General features: G+C 73.7%; 22 protein-coding genes and 2 pseudogenes. 10 read left to right on the forward strand and 14 right to left on the reverse strand.

Translation table 11 applies throughout. The features are described 5' to 3' along the window. Nucleotides 1–193: 193 nt before the first annotated feature. The 4 genes from ABT247_RS16925 (at nucleotide 194) to ABT247_RS16940 (ending at nucleotide 4,471) form a co-directional block, all read left to right on the forward strand. Nucleotides 194–559: a hypothetical protein gene (locus ABT247_RS16925; RefSeq protein ID WP_350743506.1), complete on the forward strand. Its 366-nt coding sequence runs from the start codon at nucleotides 194–196 to the stop codon at nucleotides 557–559. Nucleotides 560–1,037: 478 nt separating this feature from the next. Then, on the forward strand, nucleotides 1,038–1,352 hold the full coding sequence (locus tag ABT247_RS16930) for a hypothetical protein (RefSeq protein WP_350743508.1): 315 nt from the start codon (nucleotides 1,038–1,040) through the stop codon (nucleotides 1,350–1,352). Nucleotides 1,353–1,355: 3 nt separating this feature from the next. Further along, a complete protein-coding gene (locus ABT247_RS16935) occupies nucleotides 1,356–3,482 on the forward strand; it encodes a DUF6571 family protein (RefSeq protein WP_350743510.1) in 2,127 nt (708 codons plus the stop codon). Continuing rightward, nucleotides 3,482–4,471: a hypothetical protein gene (locus ABT247_RS16940; RefSeq protein ID WP_350743512.1), complete on the forward strand. Its 990-nt coding sequence runs from the start codon at nucleotides 3,482–3,484 to the stop codon at nucleotides 4,469–4,471. The genes ABT247_RS16935 and ABT247_RS16940 overlap by 1 nt, the downstream gene beginning before the upstream one ends. A 135-nt stretch (nucleotides 4,472–4,606) precedes the next feature. Here the strand turns inward: ABT247_RS16940 and ABT247_RS16945 are convergent, their stop codons facing one another. Further along, nucleotides 4,607–5,845 carry an IS701 family transposase gene (locus tag ABT247_RS16945; RefSeq protein WP_502892458.1) on the reverse strand — a complete coding sequence of 413 codons (1,239 nt, stop codon included), beginning with the start codon at nucleotides 5,843–5,845 and terminating at the stop codon, nucleotides 4,607–4,609. Between the two features lie 148 nt (nucleotides 5,846–5,993). Between ABT247_RS16945 and ABT247_RS16950 the strand changes: the two are divergent. Next, nucleotides 5,994–7,114, forward strand: a pseudogene (locus ABT247_RS16950) (IS630 family transposase). A gap of 36 nt (nucleotides 7,115–7,150) precedes the next feature. Here ABT247_RS16950 and ABT247_RS16955 read toward each other — a convergent pair. The 3 genes from ABT247_RS16955 to ABT247_RS16965 form a co-directional block, all read right to left on the reverse strand. Next, on the reverse strand, nucleotides 7,151–7,429 hold the full coding sequence (locus ABT247_RS16955; protein ID WP_350743515.1) for a DUF7336 domain-containing protein: 279 nt from the start codon (nucleotides 7,427–7,429) through the stop codon (nucleotides 7,151–7,153). 150 nt (nucleotides 7,430–7,579) lie between these two features. Continuing rightward, nucleotides 7,580–7,984 carry a cupin domain-containing protein gene (locus tag ABT247_RS16960; RefSeq protein WP_350743517.1) on the reverse strand — a complete coding sequence of 135 codons (405 nt, stop codon included), beginning with the start codon at nucleotides 7,982–7,984 and terminating at the stop codon, nucleotides 7,580–7,582. Further along, nucleotides 7,981–9,429: an MFS transporter gene (locus ABT247_RS16965; RefSeq protein WP_350743519.1), complete on the reverse strand. Its 1,449-nt coding sequence runs from the start codon at nucleotides 9,427–9,429 to the stop codon at nucleotides 7,981–7,983. Before ABT247_RS16965 ends, ABT247_RS16960 begins: the two co-directional genes overlap by 4 nt. A 58-nt stretch (nucleotides 9,430–9,487) precedes the next feature. On the opposite strand from ABT247_RS16965, the gene ABT247_RS16970 reads away from it, so the two are divergent. Continuing rightward, the gene (locus tag ABT247_RS16970) at nucleotides 9,488–10,162 is read left to right on the forward strand and encodes a TetR/AcrR family transcriptional regulator (RefSeq protein WP_350743521.1); all 675 of its coding nucleotides are present in this window, start codon (nucleotides 9,488–9,490) and stop codon (nucleotides 10,160–10,162) included. Between the two features lie 99 nt (nucleotides 10,163–10,261). Here the strand turns inward: ABT247_RS16970 and ABT247_RS16975 are convergent, their stop codons facing one another. Both ABT247_RS16975 and rpe read right to left on the reverse strand, forming a co-directional pair. After that, nucleotides 10,262–11,221, reverse strand: a complete 960-nt coding sequence (locus tag ABT247_RS16975) for a pirin family protein (RefSeq protein WP_350743523.1) — start codon at nucleotides 11,219–11,221, stop codon at nucleotides 10,262–10,264. A 246-nt stretch (nucleotides 11,222–11,467) separates the two neighbouring features. After that, nucleotides 11,468–12,151 carry a ribulose-phosphate 3-epimerase gene (rpe, locus tag ABT247_RS16980; protein ID WP_350743526.1) on the reverse strand — a complete coding sequence of 228 codons (684 nt, stop codon included), beginning with the start codon at nucleotides 12,149–12,151 and terminating at the stop codon, nucleotides 11,468–11,470. 280 nt (nucleotides 12,152–12,431) lie between these two features. Here rpe and ABT247_RS16985 point away from each other — a divergent pair, with 280 nt between their 5' ends. Beyond that, nucleotides 12,432–13,283, forward strand: coding sequence for an SCO6745 family protein (locus ABT247_RS16985; RefSeq protein WP_350743528.1), 852 nt, complete (start codon nucleotides 12,432–12,434; stop codon nucleotides 13,281–13,283). On the opposite strand, the gene ABT247_RS16990 is transcribed toward ABT247_RS16985, so the two are convergent. From ABT247_RS16990 to ABT247_RS17010, 5 genes and pseudogenes are all read right to left on the reverse strand, one after another. After that, entirely contained in the window at nucleotides 13,253–13,939 is a 687-nt protein-coding gene (locus ABT247_RS16990; RefSeq protein WP_350743530.1) for a cysteine peptidase family C39 domain-containing protein, read from the reverse strand. The two genes, ABT247_RS16985 and ABT247_RS16990, sit on opposite strands and share 31 nt — an antisense overlap. 212 nt (nucleotides 13,940–14,151) lie before the next feature. Continuing rightward, nucleotides 14,152–14,649: pseudogene (locus ABT247_RS16995) on the reverse strand (DUF4188 domain-containing protein); the annotation flags it as partial. A gap of 126 nt (nucleotides 14,650–14,775) precedes the next feature. Further along, nucleotides 14,776–15,381: a TetR/AcrR family transcriptional regulator gene (locus tag ABT247_RS17000; RefSeq protein WP_350743532.1), complete on the reverse strand. Its 606-nt coding sequence runs from the start codon at nucleotides 15,379–15,381 to the stop codon at nucleotides 14,776–14,778. 150 nt (nucleotides 15,382–15,531) lie between these two features. Continuing rightward, nucleotides 15,532–16,518 (reverse strand): aldo/keto reductase, encoded by a 987-nt coding sequence (locus tag ABT247_RS17005; protein ID WP_350743534.1) that lies wholly within the window; start codon nucleotides 16,516–16,518, stop codon nucleotides 15,532–15,534. A gap of 127 nt (nucleotides 16,519–16,645) precedes the next feature. Then, nucleotides 16,646–18,025 (reverse strand): pyridoxal-phosphate dependent enzyme, encoded by a 1,380-nt coding sequence (locus ABT247_RS17010; protein ID WP_350743536.1) that lies wholly within the window; start codon nucleotides 18,023–18,025, stop codon nucleotides 16,646–16,648. A 199-nt stretch (nucleotides 18,026–18,224) separates the two neighbouring features. On the opposite strand from ABT247_RS17010, the gene ABT247_RS17015 reads away from it, so the two are divergent. The 3 genes from ABT247_RS17015 to ABT247_RS17025 all read left to right on the forward strand — a co-directional run bounded on the left by ABT247_RS17015 (nucleotide 18,225) and on the right by ABT247_RS17025 (nucleotide 20,734). Further along, nucleotides 18,225–18,824 (forward strand): hypothetical protein, encoded by a 600-nt coding sequence (locus tag ABT247_RS17015; protein ID WP_350743538.1) that lies wholly within the window; start codon nucleotides 18,225–18,227, stop codon nucleotides 18,822–18,824. Between the two features lie 186 nt (nucleotides 18,825–19,010). Next, nucleotides 19,011–20,153 (forward strand): serine hydrolase domain-containing protein, encoded by a 1,143-nt coding sequence (locus ABT247_RS17020; protein ID WP_350743540.1) that lies wholly within the window; start codon nucleotides 19,011–19,013, stop codon nucleotides 20,151–20,153. Beyond that, nucleotides 20,150–20,734 (forward strand): hypothetical protein, encoded by a 585-nt coding sequence (locus tag ABT247_RS17025; protein WP_350743542.1) that lies wholly within the window; start codon nucleotides 20,150–20,152, stop codon nucleotides 20,732–20,734. The genes ABT247_RS17020 and ABT247_RS17025 overlap by 4 nt, the downstream gene beginning before the upstream one ends. 296 nt (nucleotides 20,735–21,030) lie before the next feature. Here ABT247_RS17025 and ABT247_RS17030 read toward each other — a convergent pair whose 3' ends face one another. The 3 genes from ABT247_RS17030 to ABT247_RS17040 all read right to left on the reverse strand — a co-directional run. Then, the gene (locus ABT247_RS17030; protein WP_350743544.1) at nucleotides 21,031–22,419 is read right to left on the reverse strand and encodes an alpha/beta fold hydrolase; all 1,389 of its coding nucleotides are present in this window, start codon (nucleotides 22,417–22,419) and stop codon (nucleotides 21,031–21,033) included. 554 nt (nucleotides 22,420–22,973) lie between these two features. Beyond that, nucleotides 22,974–23,783 carry an alpha/beta fold hydrolase gene (locus ABT247_RS17035; RefSeq protein ID WP_350743547.1) on the reverse strand — a complete coding sequence of 270 codons (810 nt, stop codon included), beginning with the start codon at nucleotides 23,781–23,783 and terminating at the stop codon, nucleotides 22,974–22,976. Between the two features lie 252 nt (nucleotides 23,784–24,035). After that, nucleotides 24,036–24,870, reverse strand: an 835-nt coding sequence (locus ABT247_RS17040) for a PQQ-binding-like beta-propeller repeat protein (RefSeq protein ID WP_350743549.1), incomplete at its 5' end; no start/stop codon positions are given.

The following is a 24,870-nucleotide window of genomic DNA, read 5'->3' on the forward strand; positions in this document are numbered from 1 at the left end:
CGGGGGCGGGCCCGGCGCGCGGGCGGGGGCCCCGGGCCGGTCGACCGCACGCACCCGGCGGTCCCGGCTCGCGAAGCAAGGCGACGCGCCCCTGTCAGATGTCAGGGACCGCCGGAGCCGGTGCGTTCCTACGCTGACAGTCATCGGCCCGGCCCGTCGCCGGGCCCCGCACCAGCCAAGGGAGAACCACCCCATGCGCAGGATCACCCACGCCCTGGCCGCCCTCGGCCTCGCCACCGCCGCCCTGACCGCGATGGGCACCGGCAGCGCCGGCGCCGCGGACGGCTCCTGGGCCGGCTGCCCGTCCGGGGCGGTCTGCATCTACCCGCAGAACCAGAACCCGGCCGTCTCCCCCACCAACGTCTACTACAGCTACGGCGCCCACAACCTGAGCAACCAGTACGGCAACCACTGGGTGCTCAACAACCAGACCGGCGGCGCGCACGCCCACCTCTGCCGCGGCTCGGGCGGCGCGGACTGCGTGTACGACATCCCGGCCCAGAACGGCGTCTACTACGACCTGGGGCCGATCAACTCCATCACCCTCGACCGCCCCTGACAACCCACCACCAGCCGGGGGTTGCCCGCCGCACGGGGGACCGGCGGGCAACCCCCTCCCACGCCACCGGGCACGGAACAGAACCACCCGCCGCCCGTGGCCTGCACCAGTGCCTCATCTCACGGTCACGTTGGAGTCCGTGGCGCCGGTCAAGCGACCTGGACCGCACTCGGCTCGCCGGCCCCTCCATACCGCAACTGCATTCAACCCACCACCACCGCGGTCCCCGTCACCAGCGCCGCACCCACGGGCGCCAACGGCTCACACTCGGCGAGCACATGGGAGGAGCTCGAACAACCCCCTCCGTCAGCCGCCCTTTGTATGATCGTGCGTCGGCGCGTCAGCGCCGAACGCAGTACGACAGGGGCGGTTAGTCCTCGATCAGTCGGGGGCATGGTCGAGTGGCGCACGGACGGCCCAGCTGTGTCGTCCGAAGCCGACGACTGGCGAAGAGCACCATCAGTGGGGGGAACCGGACATGAGTACACCTGCAGCAGACGGGCAGTTCAGCCTCAGCAGCCAAGCCATGAACGGCGCGGTGGCAGCGTTGAACGGAATGGCGCTGAACAACCCGACCATCGGTGGGGTGGCCGACGAGTCGACCAACGCTGCCGCGACGGCACACAGCGGCTGGGACACGGCAGGGGCGCTCCGGGCTGCGCTCGCCGAGTGGCACGAGCAGGTGGGTCAGCTGACGGCGAGGCTGAACCAGAACAGCGCGGCGATGGAGCAGACCACGTTGAACTACCACGGCACCAATCTCTCCATTGCCGACGCGCTGAGGGGGAAGTGAGCGATGCTGGGATACGAGGACGTTCTGAAGGCCAACCCCGGCACGCTCAGCACTGCGGCCGCCAAGTGGCGTGAGATGGCACAGAAGTTCCACGCCATGGAGACGGACTTCGATCAGAAGGTGCTCTCCGTGACCCGGAACGGGTTGTGGACGGGCGGGACCGCGAGCATGGCGGACTTCCAACTGGTACTCACCAAAGGGCAGATAACCGACGCCCAAGTCGAGGCGAACGCCGTGGCATCACTTCTCGACGACGCGAAGTCGGACTTCGAGGCGGCCCAGAAGCAGGTTCGCGATGCTGCGGACGGAGCCGTCAAGGCTGGTTTCAAGGTTACGGGCACCGGCGTCGCCGTCCTGGACACCAGCACGATGGACAAGGCCACCCTGGAAGCTCTGCACCACGACCGCGAGACCCGGGACGCCTACGACGAGGCCGCTGCCAAGTGGACCAAGGCAATCGAGGAAGGTCTCCAAGCGGCGACCGACGCTGACAAGCGGGCCGCGGCAGCCCTGCGCAGCGCGTCGAAGGCGGGCAACCCGGACAACACCTTCAACGGACAGGCGGTCGGCGGTGGAGACGCCGCTGACGCTCAGCGCGCGGCTTCCCTCGCCACCCGACTCGACGATCTCAGCCCGCAGGAGCGGGACCAATTGGCGAACCTGATGCGGGCGAACGCCGACAGTCCGCAGTTCTCGCAGACGCTGTTGGACAAGCTGGGCCCCGATGGCATGCTGAAGCTCGCCCAGAAGCTCGACGATCCCGGCGACGACGGCGGGAAGAAGGCTTCCTACCCGAGCCTGCGGACGGACCTGACCCGGGCGCTCGCCTCCGCCACCCAGGATCCAGGCAGCGACTTCTACAAGAAGTGGCGCGAGGGCATGAAAAGCGCGGGCGAGCGGAACTACGGCTCCAACACCGAGCCGGTGTACGGCTACCAGATCCTCACCACCATGATGACCAAGGGGAGCGCGAAGTACTCCACGCCCTTCCTCACCCAGCTGGCGGACGACATCACCGCCAGCGAGAAGGAACACCCTGGCAGGTGGAACTACAAGGCCAACCACACCGGCAGCGCACTCGGCGCCGACCCACTGGACAACGTTCTGACCGTGATGGGGCGCCAGCCCGATGCGGCGACGGCGTACCTGGACCCGGGTGCGGACGGCGCCAACAAGCGGCTGCACTACCTGCTGAAGGAGAGGCACTGGCCGGACGGCTACCTCACCGGCTACACCATGGTCAAGGTACCGGACCCGCTCGCACAGAGCGGACTCGCCGCCGCAATCGAGGCTGCCTCCACCGGCGAGTCGGCCGGCAGTTCCCACGACGGCCGGCACACCGAGGCGCAGGCACGGGTCATGCACGACACCGTCGTCACCCTGGACGAGGGGCAGGGCGGCGACAAGATCAGGGACACGTTGCGCCGGCCTCTCGCCAACGCCCTCGCCGACTACGTCGGGGACACCCACGAACTGCTCAACGGACGCAACGACGTCTACGGCGCCCACACTGGGCACGACTCGGTCTGGAAGGACGGTGACACCGTACGCATGGCCGTCGGTCAGGACAGTCTGGTCCGGGTCATGCGCGGTCTCTCGGACGACCCGGCCGCCTACGGGGTGCTGCACCAGGCGGAAACCGGCCAGATAGCACAGGACCTTGCAGCCCTCGGGCCCCATCCCGACCGCGATGCGCTGAAGGATGCGATGGGCAAGGGCGCGGCCGCGCTCGGCACCTACGATGCCATCCGCGCCGATGCGGCGATGGACATGCGCGACGACAAGAACGCCCAGGCCGACTGGAAGGCCAAGATCCTCTACCACACCGTCGGTGCCCCCATCACCCCGATCCCCGGCATCGGCGATGCCGCCCAGCGCATGGTGGATACCTGGACCTACGAAGTCAGCCTGAACGAGAAGGACCAGAACAACGCCGAGGCCAATGCCAAGATCTCGGACACCTATCTGGACGGCACCAGGCAGATGTCCGACCTGGTGGGCATCTGGGCCCGTGACCATGGCATCAGCCCGGAGGACCACATGATCAACGGGCTCCAGGACGACGTCCTGAACACCCGTAACCGCAGCAGCGACGTCGCCGGTCACTACCTCGGCCGGGGCAACGCCTGATGCCCGCCGCCCGTGCCTCCCGCCGCGCCGTCGTCGTCGCCCTTGCCCTGGCGGTGGCGGCAGCGGCCGGCCTGGGTCTCTGGTGGGCGCTCGGCCGGGACGATCCCGACCGCGACTGTGCCGGCCTCCGCACCGACGACCGCATCCGCCAGGTGCTCGGCGCCGCCTGGCGCTCCGACCTGCCGTGCACCGCCCTCGGCGACGAACTGCGACGCGCCACCACCGGCGAACGGCCCGGCGTCCACAGCCTGGCGCAGGCCCGCGCCATGCGCGCCGTCGTCCTCGCGCTCGCGGACGGCAGGGGCCACCACGTCCACCCGGACCTCCGCCGGCCGCTCGCCGAGGCCCTCGCCGACTACGCCGCGGACACCCACGCCGTGCTGGCCCTGGTCGACGACACCTACAACGCGCACTCCGGACAGCAGAGCGACGCGTGGGAGGACGGGCAGGGCGTCCACTTCTCGGTGCAGCCGCGGGAACTGGTCCGGGCCGTGCGCGGTCTCTCGGACGACCCGACCGCCTACGCCCTGCTGCGCGCCGCCGACCTGCGGCGGTCGGCCGCCGGGTTCGCCGCGGTCGAGGCGCCGCCCTCCGATGCCGCGCTGGAGGACGTGGTGGGGCGCGCCGCCGCGCCCGCCGGTGCGTACGACGCCGTCGCCGACGACGTGCTGCGCGAGCGCGGCGCCGACTCGCAACGCCCGTGGCGCAGTGCGGCGCTGGACCGCTTCCGGGCCGACGGACCAGACCCCGCACCGGCCTACTCCGCCGACCCCGCCGGGCACCTGACGGCCGCCTGCCTCGCCCGGACCGATCCGAACGACGCGAGCGGCTTCGTCCAGCTCCAGGGCCAGACCGTGTGCCTCCTCAACCAGTGGTCCGCGGCCTCCCGGTCGAACCTCGGCCCGCCCGAGCTGGGCGTCCTCGGAGACCGGGCACTGAACACGACCCACACCGGACGGCAGGAGGCGCAAAAGGCTATCGCCCCCTAGTAGTACTTCGTTAGGTCTGAGATGGTCGGGGCCGTCTTGGCTGACCTGTGGTGGGTAACTCTCGGTGGCAGGTGGGGCATTCGCCGGTCCAGGCTCGTATCAGGTCCTGGATGGCGTCGAGGACTCGGTAGAAGGTCAGGCCGGCGCCTCGACTTTTGGGTCGAGGCGCCTGAGGGTGAGGAAGGCGTGGGCGGCGGTGACGAGGGTGATGTGGTGGTGCCAGCCTCGCCAGGTGCGGCCCTCGAAGTGGTCCAGGCCCAGGCCGTGTTTCATCTCGCGGTAGTCGTGTTCGATGCGCCAGCGGATCTTCGCCAGGCGCGCGAGGCGGCGGACCGCGGTGTCGGGTGGCAGGCTGGTCAGCCAGTACTCGGTGGGCGCGCTCGCGCCGGGAGGCCACTCGACCAGGAGGGTCTCTGCCGGCAGGGCGCCGTCCCAGGAGGCGCCGCCGCCCGCGTCGGCGGCGGCGAGGGCCCGGGGGATCTTCCCGGCGGGCCGCACTTGCAGGACGCGGAACCTCGACCGCATCGCGCCGCGGCTGCCCTGACGCCAGGTGACCTGGCGAAACGCCCGGCGGCCGCCGGTGGTGGCGAGCTCGTGCAAGGCGACGGAGTCGGTTCGGTAGCGGGGCAGTGTCCTGCGGCCGGCGCCGCCGTAGGCGGGCGCCTCGGGCTCGGTGTCGTGGCGGTGCGCGGTCTCGTCACCCCGCACCGCAACGATGTAGTCCAAGCCCCGCGAGCGCAGGGCATGGCGGAAGGCCGCGGACTGGCCGTAACCGGCGTCGGCGACCACGACCTGCGGGGTGAGCCCCCAGGAGATCAACTCTTCGAGAGCGTCGATGGCCAGCCGCCACTTCTCGATGTGCCTGATTTCCGGTGGCAGGCCGGTGCGCCGCCGGCGCACGTCATTGCTGTCGTCCCAGTCCGGCGGTACGAACAGCCGCCAGGACAACGGGCTGGAGGCCTGGTCGGTGGCGGCGTGGACGCTGACCCCGACCTGGCAGAGCGAGCGCTTGCCCAACGCGCCGCAGTACTGCCGCGAGGTGGCCACGGACTGGTCGCCGGCTTTCGGGAACGAGGTGTCGTCGATCACCCACGCCTCCGGCGCGAGAGCGGAGGTCATCTTCCCGGCGATCTTCCGCAGCACCAAAGTGTGGTCCCACGGCGACTGGCTGACGAACTGCTGCAAGGCCTGCATGTTCCCGTCCGGCAGGCGTTCGGCCATCGGCTGGATCGACTTGCGCCACCCGTCCAGCATCAGCCCCCGCAGGTAGCAATCGCCCTGCCGGCGCTGATCCTTGCGCGCGAGCGATGCGAAGACCTCGGCCACGAAGTCTCCGAGGTCCCCGCGAAGCCTCTCCACCTCGCCAAGATCCACAGGCCGCAGCATGCACCACCGCAACCATCAAGATCAACTCGACCTAACGAAGTACTACTAGTGCTCTGACCGAGAACGTTTACCGGGTTGGCGGCGGTGGGGCCGGAACCGGTTGGATGAGACGCACATCCAACGGGTTGGGGGCGTGGTGGCGGAGCCGGTCAAGGTCAGGAGGCTGACCGACCAGGAGGGCCAGCAGTTAGAACGGATCGTGCGTCGGGGCAGCACCAGCACGGTGCGCTACCGGCGGGCGATGATGCTGCTGGCCTCGGCCGGCGGGAACCGGGTTCCGGTGATCGCCCAACTGGTGCAGGCCGACGAGGACACGGTGCGGGATGTGATTCACCGGTTCAACGAGATCGGCCTGGCCTGCCTGGACCCTCGGTGGGCGGGAGGCCGTCCCCGCCTGCTCGGTCCTGACGACGAGGACTTCGTCGTCCAGACGGCCACCACCCGCCCGACCAAGCTCGGCCAGCCCTTCACCCGCTGGTCCATCCGGAAGCTGCTTGCCTATTTGCGCAAAGTCCCCGGCCGGGTCATCCGGATCGGCCGCGGGCCCTGCGCTGCCTGCTCGCCCGACGCGGCGTCACCTTGCAGCGCACCAGGACCTGGAAGGAGTCCACTGACCCCGACTACGACGCCAAACTGGACCAGATCGAGCACGTCCTGGACTGCTTCCCGGACCGGACCTTTGCGTTCGACGAGTTCGGCCCGCTCGGCATCCGCCCCACCGCGGGCAGTTGTTGGGGCGAGCAGGGCAAGCCCGGCCGGCTGCCGGCGACCTACAAGCGCACCCACGGCGTGACGTACTTCCACGGCTGCTACTCGGTCGGCGACGACACTCTGTAGGGCGTGAACCGGCGCCGCAAGGGCACCGCGAACAGCCTGGCCGCACTGAAGTCGATCCGGGCGGCCCGACCGGACGGCGCCCCGATCTACGTGATCCTGGACGACCTGTCCGCCCACAACGGCAAGACGGTCCTGCGCTGGGCGAAGAGCAACAACGTCCACCTGTGCTTCACCCCGACCAACGCCTCCTGGGCGAACCCGATCGAGTCGCACTTCGGACCGCTGCGGCAGTTCACGCTCGCCAACTCGAACCATCCGAACCACCCGGTCCAGAGCCGCGCTCTGCACGCTTACCTGCGCTGGCGCAACGCGAACTCCCGCCACCCCGACGTCCTGGCCGCCCAGCGCAAGGAACGCGCGCGCATCCGCAGTGAAAAGGGCCTTCGCTGGGGAGGCAGGACGCTCATCGAAGCGGCGTGAGCGAGCCCGCCTCTGCAGGCCCGCTCCCCCGAAGACCTAGACCGGCACGCGGACGAAACCCTGGGTCCAGTGGTCCTCATCGATGTCGTACTCTCCGATCTCGAAGCAGTCCGGCTCGTCGGCGAAGCCCGGTAGAAGACGCGCGCGGCGCATCCGCTTCTTGGCCACGGCCTCGGAGGAGTAGATGCCGAGCAGCTTGAGGTCGTCGCCGTCCTGCTCGTCGATGAGCACGTCCCCGTCGTCGAGGTGAATCGTCTCGTCGTTGGGCCCGGCTTCGTTCTGGTGGCTGATGTGCCAGAGGGGATAGACCTTCACGGGCGCAGGCTATCCCGGCCCAACCGGTGAGCTTTCTCGGCCAGAGCACTAGCCTGCTCCGCCCCGGGGCGTGCCGCCGGACGGTGCCGGTGGCGCCCGGCAGTCACCGCAGGGGTGGCCCGGCCGTGGCTCGGCCGGGCCACCTACCGGTCAGTGCGGGTCGGTGCGCTCCTCGAGGCGGGTGCCCTGGCGCAGGGTGATCGACATCAGGTCGCTGGGCGCGTCCAGTTCCAGGCGGTGCCAGCGGCCACGCGGGACGATGACGGCGGTGCCCGCCCGCAGCCGCACCGTGTCCTCCGAGCCGCCGGGCTCGGTGGGACGGAAGTGGACGCGGACGCCGCCGGTGAGGCAGCACACCGCCTCCTCGGCCGCGGGGTGCATCTCCCAGTGGTCGGCGTGGACGTCGGCGTCGGTCTCCACGTGGAAGGTGGCGATCTGCCAGGCACCGGAGTCGCTGCTGGTCATCCGCCGCTCGGCGGCCCGGAGGTCGCCGTCGGGGTGGATGTGCAGCGCCGAGGCGAACAGGTCGATCGGGGAGCTGGGTGTCGTCGTCATGACGGTGTTCCTTCCAGTCGGTTCGGTGCGGGGGTGACGGGCCGGGGGTCAGGGGCTGCGGCCCGGCGGCGGGGCAGCACGACGATCGCCACGACCGCCGCGAGGACGAAGAGGGCGGCGCCGACGGCCAGGCCCAGGGCGTACCCGTCGTTGAGCGCGGCCGGGTCGGTGGCCGTGCCGGTGCGGTGCGCGGCGACGGTGGCCAGGGCGGCCAGGCCGACGCAGCCGCCGAGTTGGCGGGTGCTGTTGAGGAGCCCGGAGGCCGCGCCGGCCTCTCCGGGGGCGATCCCGGTGGTCGCCGCGGCGGCGACCGGCGCCAGTACCAGTCCGGTGCCGACGCTGGCGACGAGGGACGGGCCGAGGACGTCGGTGAGGAAGCCGCCGTCGGGGCTGATGAAGGCGAACCAGACCAGTCCGGCGGCCGCCAGCAGCGCGCCGGGCACCAAGGCCGCGCGCGGGGTGCGGGTCGCGATGAGGCGCGTCGCGACGGCGGTGCCCGCGACCAGCCCGGCCGAGAAGGGCAGGAACGCGGCACCGGTGGCCGCGGCCCCCATGCCCAGGACCTGTTGCAGGTAGAGGGACACGAAGTAGAAGGCGGTGAACTGGCCGGCCGCGGCCAGGAACACCAGCACGTTGGCTCCGGCGATCCAGCGGCTGCGCAGCAGGCCGAGCCGCAGCAGGGGCGCGGAGGCCCTGGACTCCACACGGACGAAGGCGACCAGGAGCACGGCCGCGGCGGCGAGGGTCGTCAGGGTCGCCGGGGAACCCCACCCCCGGGCGTCGGTGCGCACCACGCCGAACACCAGCAGCCCGACTCCGCCGGTCGCGAGGACGGCGCCGGGCACGTCCAGCCGCTCGCTCCGGCCCGGCCGCGCCCCGGCAGGTACGCCCGCGAGGACGAGGACCAGAGCCGATGCCACGACGGGCAGGTTGACCAGCATCACCCAGCGCCAACCCGCGTACTCGGTCAGCACGCCGCCCGCCAGTACGCCCAGCGCTCCGCCCGCGGCGTTCACGGCGCTCCAGACTCCGAACGCACGGACCCGCCGGGGGCCCTCGGGGAAGGTCGTGGTGAGCAGTGCCAGCGCGGCCGGCGCGGCCGCGGCAGCGCCGAGGCCCTGGCCGGCTCGGGCGGCGATCAGCTGCCAGGGCGCCTGGGCCAGTCCGCCCGCCAGCGAGCACAGTCCGAAGACGGACAGGCCCAGTACGAACAGCCGGCGCCGCCCGTACAGGTCGCCCGCTCGACCGCCCAGCAGCAGGAGTCCGCCGAAGGCGAGCGCGTAGACGTGCACGACCCACGAGAGGTCGAGCGGCGCGAATCCCAGCGCGGTGCGGATCGCGGGCAGGGCGACGTTGACCACCGACATGTCCAGGGCGAAGACGAACTGGGCGACGGAAGCCGCCGCCAGCACCGTTCCGGGGCGCCCACGTAAGTTTTTGTACATGTAAGGAAACTAGCGCGGGTCGGTCGCGGTTGTCGACACCTCGGGGATGATGGGGGGCATGTCGCAACCAGCCGCACCGCGCAGGACCCCCGGCCGACCTCCCCGCATCACCCGGGAGGAGGTCGTCGAGACGGCACGCCGGATCGTGGCCGCTGACGGCGTGGACCGGTTGACCATGCGGCGACTGGCCACGGAGATCGGCAGCACACCCATGGCGCTCTACCACCACGTCCGGAACAAGGAGGAACTGCTCGTCCTGCTGCTGGACGACTACGCCGCGCGGACCCTGCGCCGCCCCGAGGAACTGCCCGCCCGGCCCCGCGAACGGGTCGTCGCCGCCGCTGCCACGATCCACGAGGCGCTCGCCGCCTGCCCCTGGATCGTGGAGGTGCTGACCGCCGACGACCTGATGTCCACCTCCGCCCTGTGGTTCGTCGAACAGATCGTCGACGGCCTGGTCGAATGCGGCCTGTCCCCCGAGCGGGCCGTGCACGGCTACCGCGCGATCTGGTACTACACCGCCGGGGAGATCGTGGTCCGCACAACGGCCACCCGGCGGCGACGCGCGGCCGATGACCGCCCCACCTACCGCGACCGCGTCTTCGCCGACCTCGACCCGAGCGTGCTGCCCCGCTTGGCACAGGTCGCGGACCGTTGGGCCCCCCTGACCGCCGAGGACACCTACCTGGACGGCCTCCACGCCCTGGTGGACGGCCTCCTGACCCCCCGCTGACCCGCCCGTCGCCCTGCACCTGCGGCGCCGGTCGAACGCCAAAGCCCGCTCACGCCGGCGAGGTCCCCGACCCGGACCGGGGAGGACCCCCGGTCGGTGTCAGCGCTCGCGGCCGCGGGCCTTGAGCGGGGTGGCCGGGAGTTCGGGGGCGGGGAGGCGGTGGCCGGCGTAGCCGTGGACCTGGCCGAAGCGGGTGCCGGTCATCCAGTCGGCGCGGGCCTGGGCGATGTCCTCGGGGGTGCGGCCGACGAAGTTCCACCACATGAGGATCCGCTCCTCGAAGGGCTCGCCGCCGAGGAGTAGCACCGAGGCGTCGGTGCGGGCGAGGAGGGGAAGTTCGGTGCGGCCGCAGCCGAGGTAGAGCATCGAGCCGGGTTCGACCGGGGTGCCGTCGACGTCGAGGCGGCCCGTCATGGCGAGGACGGCGTACTCGAAGTCCGGGACCAGGGGGAGCTGGAGTTCCGCCCCCTCCGTGAGGGCGAGGTCGGCGCCGACCAGCGGGCTGTAGGTGGTGCCGGGCGAGGTGGCGGTGTCGAGGGTGCCGAGGATGACGGTGGCGCGCAGGCCGGGGGCGGTGACCACGGGCAGGTCGGCGTGGTGCTCGAAGGCGGGGGCGGTGTGCCGGTGGGCGTCGGGCAGGGCGACCCAGAGCTGGGCGCCGTGCAGGTAGCGGGCGTGCGGGCGCGGGGACTCCTCGGAGTGGGAGATCGCCCGGCCCGAGGTCATCAGGCCCAGCTCGTACGGCCGGACGGTCTGCAGGCTGCCGAGACTGTCACGGTGCAGCACCTCGCCCTGGTGCAGCCAGCTGACCGTCTGGAGGCCGGTGTGCGGGTGCGGCGGGACCTGCATGCCGGGCTCGTCGGCGATGTCGTCGGGGCCGTAGTGGTCGACGAAGCACCAGGCGCCGACCATCCGGCGGCCGAGGTTGGGAAGCAGGCGGCGGACCACCGTGCTTTCGCCCAGCTGGACCTGACGGCCGGTCAGGAGGTCCTTCACCGGCCCGGTCGTGGCCTCGCGGCCGCAGCTGGTCGGGGCGGGCTTGAGGTCGAGGTTGCTCATCGCGGTTCCACCACCGTACGAGGAGGGCCGGGCGCGGGGGGCGGGGAGGGGGGATGGGGAGGGAAGCGGAGGGGTTCGGGCGAGGAGGAGTCCCCCGTCGTCACCGATCATCCAGCACGGTGGCGGGTTCCTCCACCCGCGCCCGGCCATCCGGCGGTGCGGTCCCGGCGCGCGAAGCCCGTCCGCGCCCGGCCATCCGGCGTGAAGGCCCGGCGCGAGCGAAGCCCGTCCGCGCCCGGCGGGCGGTCAGTGCCCGCAGGCCCACCAGGCGTCCGCGCTCGCCTTGTCGGCCAGCTCGCGCAGCTTGCGGACGGCCTCCGCCGGGTCCTCCGCCCCGTAGACGGCCGAGCCGGCCACGAACACGTCCGCGCCCGCCTCGGCGCAGCGCTCGATGGTGGTGGCGGACACGCCGCCGTCGACCTGCAGCCACAGCTCCAGGTCGTGCTTGGCGATCAGCTCCCGGGTGCGGCGGATCTTCGGCAGCATGATGTCCAGGAAGGCCTGGCCGCCGAAGCCGGGCTCCACCGTCATGATCAGCAGCATGTCGAGCTCGGGCAGCAGGTCCTCGTACGGCTCGATCGGGGTGCCGGGCTTGAGCGCCATGGAGGCCCGGGCGCCCTTGGCGCGGATCTCGCGGGCCAGCCGGACGGGCGCGGCGGCGGCTTCGACGTGGAAGGTGACGGAGCCGGCCCCGGCCTCGACGTACTGCGGGGCCCAGCGGTCCGGGTCCTCGATCATCAGGTGGCAGTCGAGCGGGGTGTCGGTGGCCCGGGCGAGCGATTCGACCACCGGGACGCCCAGGGTGAGGTTGGGCACGAAGTGGTTGTCCATGACGTCCACGTGCAGCCAGTCGGAACCCCGGACGGCCTCGGCCTCGTCGGCGAGCCGGGCGAAGTCCGCGGACAGGATGCTGGGGTTGATCTGGGCCATGACCGACTACCTTCGTGCGGGGGCTTGCAGGGGCCGGGCCACCCGTCGCCGGGCGGCACCTCGTCCCATCATCTCGCGCCGCACCGCCGGTGACCGCACCCCGGCGCCCCCGCGTGACCGTCATCACACTCCGCGCGGGGTTCCCGGGCCGCCGCCGTGGTCATCAGCACTTGAGCGGCCCCGCGCCGTCCGAACGGCTCAGCTGCCGCCGCGGCCGCGGGGCCGTCCGATCAGCCGAGCTCCCCGCGCCCGCCCGGAGCCATGCCGAGGAAGGCTTCCGATGGTCGATCTCGTCCACCCCGCCCGCGCGCTCTGGTGGCTCTTCGAGCCGGTGCACGGCGTCAGCTACTTCCTGCCCGAGGGCCGGGCCGCCTTCGAGGAGGCCGGGCTGCGCGGCCCCTGGCGCGGGTACTTCGCCAGCCGCTCCGCCCCGCTGGGCGCGGTGGAGGCGCCGCCGGTCGTCGCCGCATTCTTCAACTTCGCGCCGGCCATGGTGGAGCGCGCGCTGCCGTCCGTCTGGTCGCTGGCGAGCCCGGAGGAGACCCTCGCCGCCCGGCTGAAGGGTTCGGCGGCGGCGCTGGCCCGGCTGCTGGAGCACGTCGACCGGGAGCAGGTGGAGCTGGTCGCCGACGCCCTGGAGCAGGCCGCCTCCCGGCTGGACTGCGCGGGCCGGGTGCTGGCGGCCGCCAACGCCGCGCTGCCCCGCCCGAGCGGGCTGTACGAGCGGCTCTGGCAGGCCGCCACCGTGATGCGCGAGCACCGCGGGGACGGCCACGTGGCCGCGCTGGTGGCAGCCGGGCTGGACGGCTGCGAGGCGCTGGTGATCCGCTGCGCGATGGACATGCGGCGCGACCAGCTCCAGCCGATGCGCGGCTGGACGGACGCCGAGTGGGAGGCGGCGGCGGGGCGCCTGGTCGAGCGCGGCTGGCTGACGGCCGCCGGGGCGGTGACCGAGCTCGGCCGGACCCGCCACCAGTCCCTGGAGGCGGCCACCGACCTGGCCGCCGCCCGGGTGTGGGAGGGCTACCCCCGGGCCGAACTCGACCGGCTGGCTGCGGCGTTGAAGCCGATCGCGGCCCTTTGTCGCAGCCAGCTGCCGTACTACCCGGCCGGGCTGCCGGACCACACCTGACGCTCATCCGAACCGGGCGGGCCGAGGACGATCCCCCGCCCGGCGAAGAACGGCCCGAACGAGCGCCACGGCACCCGCGCGAAGGCCTGCGACTCCCCCGGGAAGCCGGAGGGGTTGTGGATCAGCAGCGCGGTGTCGGTGGTGCCCACCGCGAGCACCAGGTGCCCGCCGCGGCGGACCGGCGGCGGACCGTTCGGCTCCCGGATCGACGGGTGCACCGAGACCATCACCAGCCGGCCGCCGGCCACCTCCTCCGCCACCTGTTCCGGCGTCAACTCCCGTGCGAACGCCGCCAGTCCCCAGCGCCGCCGGACGTAGTCGGCGAACGGCACGTGGATCAGTCCGCGCAGGCTCTCGCCGTCGCGCACGTACGCCCCCGCCGCCACGCACTCACCGGCCAGCGCCATCATCGTCGGGGTGACCCCCCACCAGTGCTCCAGCGCCATCCGCAGGCAGGCCACCCCGCACAGCCGCCAGGACCACCACGCGTACTCCTCCGGGGTGGCCGCCCCGGACTGCCCCCACCGGGGGTCCTCCGCCGCGTCGAGGCGCCCGTCCACGATCTCCCGCACCAGCTCCGCGGACTCCCACTGCGCCCGGTACGGCACCTCGTGCACCACCCGCGCCGACCGCGCGGCGCCGCCCTGATCGACCATTCCCCGACGCTCTCACGCCGGGGCGGCCGTCCGACTCACGACACTCCCTGGGTGCCGGTGCCCTCCGCCGACTTCGCCGCCGCCTTCGCCGCCGCCTCCGGCGCCTTCGCCACCGTCACCGGCTCGCTCGGATCGCCCGGCTCGCCCGGCTCCGCCGACGCAGCCGCCAGCGCGGCCCCCTCGGCCCCCTCGGACTCCTCGGGCCCTCCCGAGGCCGCCGACCGGTGGGCGAGCCGCTGGGCCGCGTTCCGGCCGCGCTGCTCCACCGGCAACGACCCGGTGGCGCGGGCCAGGCCGAACGGCGGCATGTCGAAGTAGATCGACTCGTAGCCGCCCTCGGGGGCGATGTACGTCTCGTGCCAGAGCCCGACGTGCCCGCGGACCCGGCCCTCGCGCACCATGCGGTTGGCGATCCCCCAGACGGTGTGGTGGAAGCCGTCCGGCGCGCTCGCGTAGCGGTACAGCTTCTCCTTGGACTCCCAGTACTGCACGACGTAGTAGGTGCGCGGCGAGGCGGTGAGCAGGATCCGGCCGCGCAGACCGCGCTCGGGGCTGCGCCGCAGTTCACGCAGCATCCGGAACATCGCGAACATCACCGGGCCCCAGTGGTGCACGGCCCAGAACCGGTTGATCCGCATGCCGAGCAGCAGCACCACGGTGTCGCCGGTGGCGGCGGCGGTGGTGTAGCCCGGCAGCGGCTTGGCGAACATCGAGCGTCCGAACGTGGTCCCGAACGTGGTCCCCTTGGGCATTCCCGGCCTCCCCGCACCCCATGTAATCGGCGATTACATCAAGGCGCGAAGGGCCGGTCAAGGGTCGCCGCAAGGGCAATTCCGTTACTCTTCCGGCCGGTTGGCGATCCCCTGCCGGAAGGTGTCGAGCACCCGCACGGCCAGCTCCTCGGCGTTCTCGGCCGGCAGGTACCCGTCCACGATCATCTGCGCCAGCCCGTAGACCACCGCCTGCCCGGACAGCATCACCAGCCCCGGATCCCCGGGCCCCAGCCGCCCGGCCCGCTGGTCAGCGACGATCAGCCCGGCGAACACCCGGTCCATCCCGTCCAGCCGTTCCCGCAGCTCCGGATCCCGCACGGCCGTGAACACCCGCGAGCGCACCAGCTCGAACCGGCGCGGATGCCGAACGGCGTACCGGACGAAGCCCAGTCCGAGCGCGCGCATCGCGGAACCGCCCGCCGCCTCCGCGGCCCCCACCTCCGCCTCCTGCCACCGCACGAAGTCCGCCAGCACGTGGTCCGCCACCGCGGTCAGCAACGCCTGCCGGTCGGCGAAGTGCCGGAAGGGCGCCCCCGGCGACACCCCGGCCCGGCGCGCCACCTCCCGCACGCTCACCTTCTCCTGCCCCTGCTCGTCCAGCACCTCGACCGCCGCCGCCACCAGCGCCTCCGGCAACGCCCCGTGGTGGTAGGCCTCCCGCTCCCTCATGCCTGCCTTGCTACCACAGCCGGGGGCGCCTCGGGCCGGTCCGAGGCGCCCCCGGCGGGCAGGCACCCGGCGGGCGGGAGCCGGCAGGCGGAACCCCGTCGCCCAGGAACCCCGTCGCCCAGGAACTCCGCCGACCAGGAGCCCGGCGGTCTACCAGGCGTAGTCCTCCGGAGCCGGCTTGCGGCCGGGGAACAGCTCGTCGAGGCGGTCGAGGGTCTTCTGGTCGAGCTTCAGGTCGAGCGCCCGCAGGGCGGCGTCGAGGTGGGCCGGGGTGCGGGGGCCGATGATCGGGGCGGTGACGGCCGGGCGGGAGAGCAGCCAGGCCAGGGCGAGGTCGGCGGGATCGGTGCCGATCTCGTCGGCGAAGTCCTCGTAGGCCTGGAGGCGGTCCCGGTGCCTGGCCAGGAGTTCGGCGGCGAAGCCGAGGGCGCCGCGCACCCGGGTGCCCTCGCGCTCCTTGCGGAGGACGCCGCCGAGCAGACCGCTGCGCAGCGGGGACCAGGGGATCAGTCCGAGGCCGTAGTGCTCGAGGGCGGGGATGACCTCGAGTTCGACGGTGCGGTCGAGCAGGTTGTACAGGGACTGCTCGCTGACCAGTCCGAGGAAGTGCCGGGAGCGGGCGGCCTCCTGGGCCCGGGCGATGTGCCAGCCGGCGAAGTTGCTGGAGCCGACGTAGATGATCTTGCCCTGGGCGACCAGGACCTCCATCGCCTGCCAGATCTCCTCCCACGGGGTGTCCCGGTCGATGTGGTGCATCTGGTAGAGGTCGATGTGGTCGGTCTGCAGCCTGCGCAGGCTCGCCTCGACGGCCTTGCGGATGGCGAGCGCGGAGAGCCTGCCCTCGTTGGGCCAGTCGCTCATCGCGGCGTAGGCCTTGGTGGCGAGCACGGTGCGCTCCCGGCGGCCGCCGCCCTGGGCGAACCAGCGGCCGATGATCTCCTCGGTGCGGCCCGCGAGCCTGCCCTCGCTGTCGCGGCCGTAGGAGTTGGCGGTGTCGAAGAAGTTGATGCCTCGTTCGTGGGCGGTGTCCATGAGGCGGTGGGCCTCGGCCTCCTCGGTGTGGGGGCCGAAGTTCATGGTGCCGAGGCAGAGTCGGGACACGGTGAGGCCGGTGCGGCCGAGGTGGGTGTACTCCATGGCGACCCACCCAAGACCACACCGGCACTGGTGTCCAGCACCTCGCGCGGCCCGGCGGATCGCCACCCGTGCGTGGCGAACTCCCGTACGGCCCGCGGCCGCAGGGCGCGCGCAGCCCCCGAGGTGACTACCCGAGCGCCGCCCGGGTCAGCACCCCGGCCGCCCTCCCGTCCACCAGCACCACCACCGCCGGATGCCCGCCCGCCAGCGCGGCCCGCGCCTCGGCGGCGGACTGCCCCACCCCGACCGTCGGCAGTGCCGGCCCCAGTAGCGGGCGCACCGGGCCGTCGGGCTTGGCCCCGCCGTCCGCGAGCGCCGCCCGCAGCACCTCGCGGGAGACCGAGCCCAGCACCTCCGCGTCGGCCACCCCGTACGGCCGCGCCGCCCGCGGCAGCACGGCGGGGGCGATCCCGCCCGGCGCGGCCCCCAGCGCGTCCAGCGCCTCGCCGACGGTCGCGTCCGCCCCGACCGTCACCAGCGGGCCCGCCGCCGCCAGCGCGGCCCGCAGCTCCGTCCGTCCCGGCTCCTCCAGGAAGCCCCAGCGCCGCATCCACGCGTCGCTGTGCACCTTCGACAGGTAGGAGCGGCCCGAGTCCGGCAGCAGCACCACGACCAGGTCGTCCGGCCCCAGCCGGCGTGCCGTCCGCAGCGCCGCCGCCACCGCCGTACCGGAGGACGGCCCGGCGAGGATGCCCTCCTCGCGGGCGAGCCGACGCGCCGTCAGGAGCGACTCGCGGTCCGGGATCCGCTCGAAGGAGTCGATCACCTCGGAGCGGTAGGCCTGCGGCCAGCGGTCCTCGACGGTCTCCGGGTGGAGGAAGTGCCCGATGCTCTCGACGAACCACGGGCTGCCGTCCCCGCCGCCGTACGAGGAGGACTCCGGGTCCGCGCCGATGACGGTCACGGCGCCGCCGGACACCTCCTTGAGGTGGCCGCCGGTACCGGTGACGGTGCCGCCGGTACCGACCCCCGCGACGAAGTGGGTCACCCGGCCGCCGGTCTGCTCCCAGATCTCCGGGCCGGTGGTCCGGACGTGGGCCTCGGGATTGGCCGGGTTGTCGTACTGGTTGGCGAGCCAGGCCCCGGGGATCTCCTCGGTGAGCCGCCGGACCACGTTGAACAGGTGCCGCGGATCCTCCCGCGGCACGGACGTCGTCGCGAGCACCACCTCGGCGCCGTACGCCCGCAGGATGTCCGCCTTCTCCGGCGACGCCTTGTCCGACACCCCAGCGATCACCCGGTACCCGCGTTGGCGGCCGACGATGGCCAGCCCGATGCCGGTGTTGCCGGAGGTCGCCTCGATGATCGTCCCACCGGGCTGCAGCAGGCCGTCCCGCTCCGCCGCCAGGACCATGGACAGCGCCGCACGGTCCTTGACGCTGCCGCCGACGTTGAGGAACTCGGCCTTGGCGTAGATCGGCGCCGCGATCCCGGCACCCAGCCGGGCGAGGCGGAACAGCGGCGTCCCGCCGATCGCCTCCAGGACGGACTCGTGGACTGCGGTCATCATGCGCTCCTTCATCCGGTGCAGCCGTCTGCACGGTGCGTCCGCCCCAGCCTGCCCACCCCCGCGCCCCGCTAGGCCCGCCCCGCCCCCCGGTCGGCCGGCTCCCCCGCCGGGGGGAGGCGCCCCCTCCCGGGGCAGGACCCCAACTCCCCGGTGCGCGGAGCAGCATGGGAGCGAGCCCCAGGCCCGAGGAGCGGACATGAACCGGCACCGGCCGCGCACCACCACCCCGGCCGTCACCCTGGCCGTCACCCTGGCCGGAAGCCTCGCCCTGCCGTACATCGCCCTGAAGAGCTACTGGGCGGCGGGCGGGCGGGCCGGACTGGGGGCCGGCTTCGACATGGGCGACGAGTTCCGGCGCAACGGCGCACCCGCCGCCCTGGTGTGGCTGGAGCGCCACGGCGTGGACTTCACCGCCGTACTGGCCCTGACCGGCCTCGCCCTCGCCGTCGTCCTGGCCCGCCGCCCACCCCGGCGCCGTCCGCTCCGGCTCCTGCTGCTCACCGCCGCCCGGGCCGGCACCCTGCTGGTCCCGTACGGCCTGCTCACCGCCCTGCTCGGCGCACTCGGCCACGGCGACGGCCCGGGCCACGACCCGCTCACCGGCTGGGTGGTCCCGGCCGGCGCGGCGGCCTTCACCGGCATCGGCACGGCCCTGGCGGTCGCCTCCTGGCCGTACCGGAGCAGCGGCGACTGCCCGGTCCGCCCGACCCGCCCAGCCAGTCCGACCCGCCCGTCGGAACCGGAGCCGAAGCCGGCACCGGCACCGGCGGCCCAGCAGTCCACGACGCCGAACTGACGGCCCCTCCGGTCCGACCGACCGCCGACCGCACCTCCCCGACCGCGCTCGCGGCAAGGCCGCCCGTCACACCCGCCCCATCCGTCCCGGCCCGGCCGAAATCGCTCGTCACGGCGGTCCCGACGCCGTAGCGTGGTCCGGTCGACGATCTTGGCGCAGGGCCACGAGCAGAACGGAACAGCACCGATGCAGCAGTACCAGGGGTGGGCGGACGAGGGCTACGGCGCCGTGGCGGACGCCTTCGCCGCGAACTTCGCCGACTTCCCCGAACTCGGCGCCGCCACCACCGTCTACGTGGGCGGCCGCAAGGTGGTCGAGCTGTGGGGCGGCACCGCCGACGAGCGCACCGGCCGGGCCTGGACGCGGGACACCCTCGTGCCCGTGTTCTCCTGCGCCAAGGGCGCGGTCGGCATCAGCGCCCTGCTGCTCGCCCAGCAGGGCCGGCTCGACCTGGACGCCCCGGTCGCCCGCTACTGGCCGGAGTTCGCGCGCCACGGCAAGCAGGCCGTCACGACCCGGATGATCCTCGGCCACCGGGCCGGCATCCCGGCCCTGGACGCGGTGCTCTCCTTCGAGGAGATCGCCGCCTGGGAGCCGGTGGTCCGGGCGATCGAGGAGCAGCAGCCGCTCTGGGAGCCGGGGACGACCTACGAGTACCACGGCCACGTGCTCGGTTTCGCCGTCGGTGAGGTGATCCGCCGGATCACCGGCCTGACCCCGGGCGCGTTCCTGCGCAAGGAGATCGCGGAGCCGCTCGGCCTGCCGCTGTGGATCGGCCTGCCGGAGTCCGAACTCCCCCGGGTGGCCCGACTGGTGGAGGCCGAGGGGCGCCGTCCGATGCCCGGCCCGGAGCACCTGCTCACCAGGATCGTGACGATGAACGGCGCGCTGGTCTTCCCCGGCCTCGACGTGCCGCACGGCTGGAACGACCCCGCCCTGCACGCGATCGAGCTGCCCGGCGCGGGTGCCGTCGCCTCCGCCGGCGGCCTGGCCGGCCTGTACGCGGCCGCGGCCACCGGCCTGGACGGCGGCGAGCGGCTGCTCTCCCCCGACACGGTGGCCGACGCGGTGCGCGAAGTCTCCTCCGGCCAGGGCTTCCTGGGCTTCGACATGGGCGCCCGGTGGGGCTCCGGCCTGCTGCTCGACTCCCCCGCCTTCCGCCGGCTGCTCGGCCCGCGCAGCTTCGGCAACGACGGTGCCGGCGGCCAGTTCGCCTTCGGGGACGACGAGTTCGGCGTCGGATTCGGGTACGTCGCGAACCGGATGATCGGCCACGGCGACGCCCGCGCCAACCGGCTGATCGAGGCGGTGCGCGGGTGCCTGGGGTGACGCCCCAGGAATCCTCCCGGGGGCGGGACTTCCTGGCGCGGGTCACGGAACTCGCCGCCACCGGCGCCCTCGGCGCGCTGCGCTACGGTGCCCCGCTGCCCGAACTGGCCGCCCGCTACGGCGATCCGTGGGACGGCGGCGGCATCCACCGGGAGGGCCGCTGGCCGCACGCCTTCGGCTTCGGCGACGTGCTGGCGGTGTTCTGCCGCTGCCGACGGCTCCGGTCGCTGACCCTGCCGGCCTGGCAGGGCGAGCTCGACCTCCCCCGGGAGGGGGGCGGAGCGGAGACCTACGCGACCCGCGTCGGCGAGTCGGAGCTGACCGCGGCCCTCACGGCAGCGGGTTGCAGCTGGCGGACGGTGACGTACGAGAACGTGCCCGACCAGCGGACCCTGGAGTTCTCACCGGCCGAGGACCTCTGGGTGGCCCTGGTCCTCGCCCCGCACGAGGGCCGCGACGGACCGCGGGTGGAGGACTGGCTGCTGCACAAGGCGCTGCTGTGGGGGTACGAGCACGCCGACTGCCCCGAGCCCGACCCCGCCCTGCCCGACGACGGCTGGGGAGCCGCCGCCGAGCGCTGAGGCCGGGCTCCCCGGGCTGAGGCCGGCCTCCTGGGCTGAGGCGGCGCCTCCCGGGCCCGTGCCCGGGGCAGGGCTGCGGCTGGACGGCGAAGCAGCGGAGGGCCGTTCCGTCCCCGGTGCGGAACGGCCCCCCGCCGTGGTCCAGCCGTGTCCCAGCGGTGTCCTCCGCCGTGTCCCCCGCCCGCCGACCGTTTCCCCCGCCCGCCGACCGCGTCGCCCGCCGCGAATCGCGGCCCCGCCGCCGACGGTGTCCCGGGGTGCGCTGCTCGGTCGGCGCTCCTCCGCGCCCCGCCCGGCTACTTCAGCAGGAAGTCGTAGACCGCCTGCCGTCCGGCCGGGTCGGCCGCCCGGCTCTGCACGGAGTGCGCCGCCCCGGGGACGATCACGACCTCCGGGTCGTGGGCCGACTCGGCCTCCTGGCGGAGCCACTCGTAGGGCGTGGAGAGGTCCCGGTCGCCACCGAGCAGCAGCACCGGCACGTTCGGCAGCTTGCGATGGGCCGGTGGGGTCGGCGGCACCTGCTCCCGGGGCCAGTCCTGGCAGGCCAGCAGGCTGCCCAGCCCGGTCGCGGTCGCCGCGTCGTACGGCCAGGTCTGCTCGGGGGTCAGCCGCTGCCGGGTGCGCTCCAGCGCGGCCGCCCGGCCCTCGACCGGAGTGTCCGAGGTGCCCCACGGGTAGTGGCCATCGGCGCACAGGGTGGCGGCGTGCAGGCCCTGGCTGAGCAGTTCGGCGGGCGCGGCGTCGCCCTGGTGCACCTCGTCGATGAAGGCCCGCAGCTTCTCCGGCTGCCCGGCGGCGGCCTGGTGCAGGGCCTCCGGCACGCCGCCGTAGTTCGGGTCCGCGAACTCGTAGCTGGTGAGCGCGTCCAGGATCTGCGCCCCGTTGCCGTAGGTGCGGACGGTCGCGGCGAGGTCGGCGGCCGGGTCGGTGGTGCAGCCGGTCGCCCGGCAGGCGGCCCGGAGGACCCGGGCGGTGGCGGGCAGGGCGACCAGGTCGAGCGGGTCGTACCCCTGCTGCGGCACGACCGAGTCGAGCACCAGCCGGGCCACGTGCGCCGGGTGGGCGAGCGCGTACCGCTCGGCGACGAAGGTGCCGTAGGAGACGCCGTCGATGGTGAGGCGGCGGTCGCCGAGGGCCCGTCGCAGCAGGTCCATGTCGGCGACGGTGTCGGCGGTGCTGTAGAAGCGGGCGTTCGGGCCGAGGGTGGCGGCGCAGTCGGCGATGGACTGCTTGCGGGGCACGGCGAGGTCGGAGGAGCCCATGTCCTCCTGCAACCCGGGGCACCGCAGCGCCTGCTGCCCGGTGCCGCGCTGGTCGTACATGACCAGGCGGTAGTCCTTGAGGACGGGTTGCAGCTTGCTCGCGATCCGCCGGATCAGCGGTGCGCCGGGCTGGCCGGGGCCGCCGGTGAGGAACAGCAGGTCGCCCTTGGGGGCGTCGGCGTTCCCGGTCATCGCCACGTCGAGCCGGAGGGTGCCGGGGACGGCTCCGCTGTGGTCGAGCGGCACGGTGACGGTCCCGCAGGTGAATTCGGGCGCGCCCGCGCAGGGTGCCTGTCCGGTGATCCCGCCGCCGTGCCGGGCCGGTGCGGCCGGAGCCGCGACGGCGGGAGTGGCCAGGGTGGTGCCGGCCGCCACGGCGACGGCGCCCAGCAGGGCCGCGAGGCGGCCGCGCGTGCTCGTCATGTTCGTCCTTCCCGGTCGCGCCGCGCCCCTCTTGACGCGGTCACGCAGTCAGCTTGGGCCGGGGCGACTCGGGAGGCGAGCCTTCCTACCAGGATTCGCACCAGCGTCGAGACGTCGGGGAGGTACAGGGCGAGCGAACCCGGCGATTTCCGGCGGCCGACGACGCGGCCGACGACGCGGCGGCCCGATGGCCCGGTCAGCACGCCGTCCTGATGACCCGTCGGCCAGGCGATCCGCCCGCCCAGCGGTCCGACGCCCGGCACACCCGAGGCCCGGCAGACCGACACTGCATCCCCGACTTCCTCTCTCCGCACCCCTCCGGTCCGGAGCCGACCGCCGCCGCGCAGTCGGCGGCCGTCCGCCGAACGGAACCGGAGCGGTTGGTCGCCGAGCCGGATGCCGTCCGACGCGGCGTGCCCGAAGCCGAGCTGCTGGGCCGCGAGGTGCCGGGCGTGGTGCTGCGCACCCTCCGGCGCGGACCGCGCTACGTCGCCGAGCGGACGGCCGACGAACTCGGCCGGCACCGGGACGGTGGACCCGCCCCGGGCGGCGGCTCAGGCGAGCACGCGCGGCAGGACGACCCGCACCCATTCCTCCGGCTGCGACAGGTGCGGGGCGGGGCCGGCGCCGACGAACAGGTGCCGCTCCGCCTTCGGCAGGGTGAGGTCGATCAGGTCCAGCACCTCGCCGAACATCGGCGCACTGCCGTCGCTCTGGGTGAGCAGTGCGGGCTCGGTGAACTGCGCGAGCCGGGTGAGGTCGAGGTCGAGGGCGTCGGGGTCGCGCAGTTCGTCCAGGTAGGTGGGCGCGTTGCGGATGTAGGTGTGCCGGACGGGCGCGGGCAGTTGCTCCCACGCGCCCGGTCCGAATCCGAGGCTGTCGACGTACAGTTCGGCGGCGGCCGCGGACTCCGCCTGCTCCAGGAGTTCCCGGACGGCGGCGACCCGGCCGGCGAAGGCGGTGCCGATGGGGCGCAGGTCGGGGTCGGTGAGCAGGATGCCGCTGGCGGGCGGCTCGTGCACGGCGATGCCGCGCAGCAGGTCGGGCCGGGCGGCGGCGAGCCGGAGGGTGACCATGGCACCGTACGACTCCCCGCAGACGAAGGCGGGTGCGAGTCCGAGTCCCTGGATCAGCCCGGCCAGGTCGGCCGCGTCCTCGTGGACGGATCCCTGGGTGAGCAGGTCCTCGCTGCGGCTGTGCCCGCGCCGGTCGTAGGCGACGACAGTGGTGGACTCGGCGAGGCCCGGCATCACCCGCGCCCAGCAGTCCGCGTCGCTCCACGAGCCGTGCACCAGCACCACCGCGGGCCCCTCGCCACGGGCCTCGTAGTGCAGCGACACCCCGTTCACCCTGATCTCGGCCATCACGAGCCTCCCGACCTCGGCGGTGCTCTCCCCCCAGCCTGACACAACCGCCCGGAAGGCTCAGCGGTCGATCCCCGATCGGTCACGCACCGTCACCGGCACGCCCGGCCCGCCCGTCCGGTCCCGTCCCGTCCACCGCCGGCACCCGCGGCCCCGGCCCGCCCGACCCGCCCGGGCGCCCCGTCCCGCCCCGGGCCGCCCGGCCCGACCCGCCCCGGGCGCCCCGTCCACCGCCGGCCGCGGGCCGGACCCTCAGCTCATCCCGCGCACCGGCGGTTCGTCCCGGGTGCCGTCCTCCGCCACCACCGTGAACCGCTCCCGCCCCGCCGCCGACAGGTCCACCGGGTACAGCGAGGCGGTGTCGTTGACGTCCAGTTCCCGGTTCCGGCGGCCGGTCGCCGCGTCGATCCGGGTGACCTTGTCCCGGGTCATCGCCCACACCGCGTCACCGTCCACCAGCACCCCCGTCACCTGGTCGTCCAGGCCCGCCGTCCAGCGCTTGCCGCCGTCCGCCAGGGAGTAGGCGACGAGCCGCCCGGTGGCGGTGCGGCTGGGGTGCCTGCCGCCGCTGATGCCGATGTCGCCCGGCTTCTCGCCCGGCACGATGAACAGGTCCCCCACCACCACGCCGCCGAACAGCGGCCGGGCGCTGAACTCGTCGAAGGCGTGGACGCCGCCGAGCATCACGTCGAGGTCGTACTCGTCGCCGGAGACCGGGATGGCGGCGCGCTGCCGGCCCGTCCGGTCGTAGCTGAGCACGGCGTGGGTGCCGCCCTCGGCCTGGGCGTCGACCCAGACCGCGAGCGGGTCCACCGAGACCACCGCGAGGTTCCTCACCCCGCCGGCGGCCGGCAGGACGACCTTCGACCGCTCCGTCCCGTCCTCCGGCGCGAGGGTCCGCAGCACCGGTGGCTCGGTGTCGCCGCACCGGGTGACCGTCACCACGTCCCGGTCGCCGCCCGCAACCTGCACGGGGGTGCAGCCGGGGTCGGCGGCGCTGCGCCAGAGCGCCGCGCCGTCGGTCAGCCGGACGGCCCGCCAGCCGTCCCGGGCCCGCAGGACGGCCCGCGGGCCGGCGACGGCGACC

The sequence above is a fragment of the Kitasatospora sp. NPDC001539 genome (genome assembly GCF_040298565.1).
Classification (GTDB): domain Bacteria; phylum Actinomycetota; class Actinomycetes; order Streptomycetales; family Streptomycetaceae; genus Kitasatospora.

What these genes read in the sequence shown, in the direction of transcription:
- ABT247_RS16925 (WP_350743506.1), top strand. Translation starts at nt 194, where the DNA reads ATGCGCAGGATCACCCACGCCCTGGCCGCCCTCGGCCTCGCCACCGCC.
- ABT247_RS16930 (WP_350743508.1), top strand. Translation starts at nt 1,038, where the DNA reads ATGAGTACACCTGCAGCAGACGGGCAGTTCAGCCTCAGCAGCCAAGCC.
- ABT247_RS16935 (WP_350743510.1), top strand. Translation starts at nt 1,356, where the DNA reads ATGCTGGGATACGAGGACGTTCTGAAGGCCAACCCCGGCACGCTCAGC.
- ABT247_RS16940 (WP_350743512.1), top strand. Translation starts at nt 3,482, where the DNA reads ATGCCCGCCGCCCGTGCCTCCCGCCGCGCCGTCGTCGTCGCCCTTGCC.
- ABT247_RS16960 (WP_350743517.1), bottom strand. Translation starts at nt 7,984, where the DNA reads ATGACGACGACACCCAGCTCCCCGATCGACCTGTTCGCCTCGGCGCTG.
- ABT247_RS16965 (WP_350743519.1), bottom strand. Translation starts at nt 9,429, where the DNA reads ATGTACAAAAACTTACGTGGGCGCCCCGGAACGGTGCTGGCGGCGGCT.
- ABT247_RS16970 (WP_350743521.1), top strand. Translation starts at nt 9,488, where the DNA reads ATGTCGCAACCAGCCGCACCGCGCAGGACCCCCGGCCGACCTCCCCGC.
- ABT247_RS16975 (WP_350743523.1), bottom strand. Translation starts at nt 11,221, where the DNA reads ATGAGCAACCTCGACCTCAAGCCCGCCCCGACCAGCTGCGGCCGCGAG.
- rpe (WP_350743526.1), bottom strand. Translation starts at nt 12,151, where the DNA reads ATGGCCCAGATCAACCCCAGCATCCTGTCCGCGGACTTCGCCCGGCTC.
- ABT247_RS16985 (WP_350743528.1), top strand. Translation starts at nt 12,432, where the DNA reads ATGGTCGATCTCGTCCACCCCGCCCGCGCGCTCTGGTGGCTCTTCGAG.
- ABT247_RS16990 (WP_350743530.1), bottom strand. Translation starts at nt 13,939, where the DNA reads ATGGTCGATCAGGGCGGCGCCGCGCGGTCGGCGCGGGTGGTGCACGAG.
- ABT247_RS17000 (WP_350743532.1), bottom strand. Translation starts at nt 15,381, where the DNA reads ATGAGGGAGCGGGAGGCCTACCACCACGGGGCGTTGCCGGAGGCGCTG.
- ABT247_RS17005 (WP_350743534.1), bottom strand. Translation starts at nt 16,518, where the DNA reads ATGGAGTACACCCACCTCGGCCGCACCGGCCTCACCGTGTCCCGACTC.
- ABT247_RS17010 (WP_350743536.1), bottom strand. Translation starts at nt 18,025, where the DNA reads ATGACCGCAGTCCACGAGTCCGTCCTGGAGGCGATCGGCGGGACGCCG.
- ABT247_RS17015 (WP_350743538.1), top strand. Translation starts at nt 18,225, where the DNA reads ATGAACCGGCACCGGCCGCGCACCACCACCCCGGCCGTCACCCTGGCC.
- ABT247_RS17020 (WP_350743540.1), top strand. Translation starts at nt 19,011, where the DNA reads ATGCAGCAGTACCAGGGGTGGGCGGACGAGGGCTACGGCGCCGTGGCG.
- ABT247_RS17030 (WP_350743544.1), bottom strand. Translation starts at nt 22,419, where the DNA reads ATGACGAGCACGCGCGGCCGCCTCGCGGCCCTGCTGGGCGCCGTCGCC.
- ABT247_RS17035 (WP_350743547.1), bottom strand. Translation starts at nt 23,783, where the DNA reads ATGGCCGAGATCAGGGTGAACGGGGTGTCGCTGCACTACGAGGCCCGT.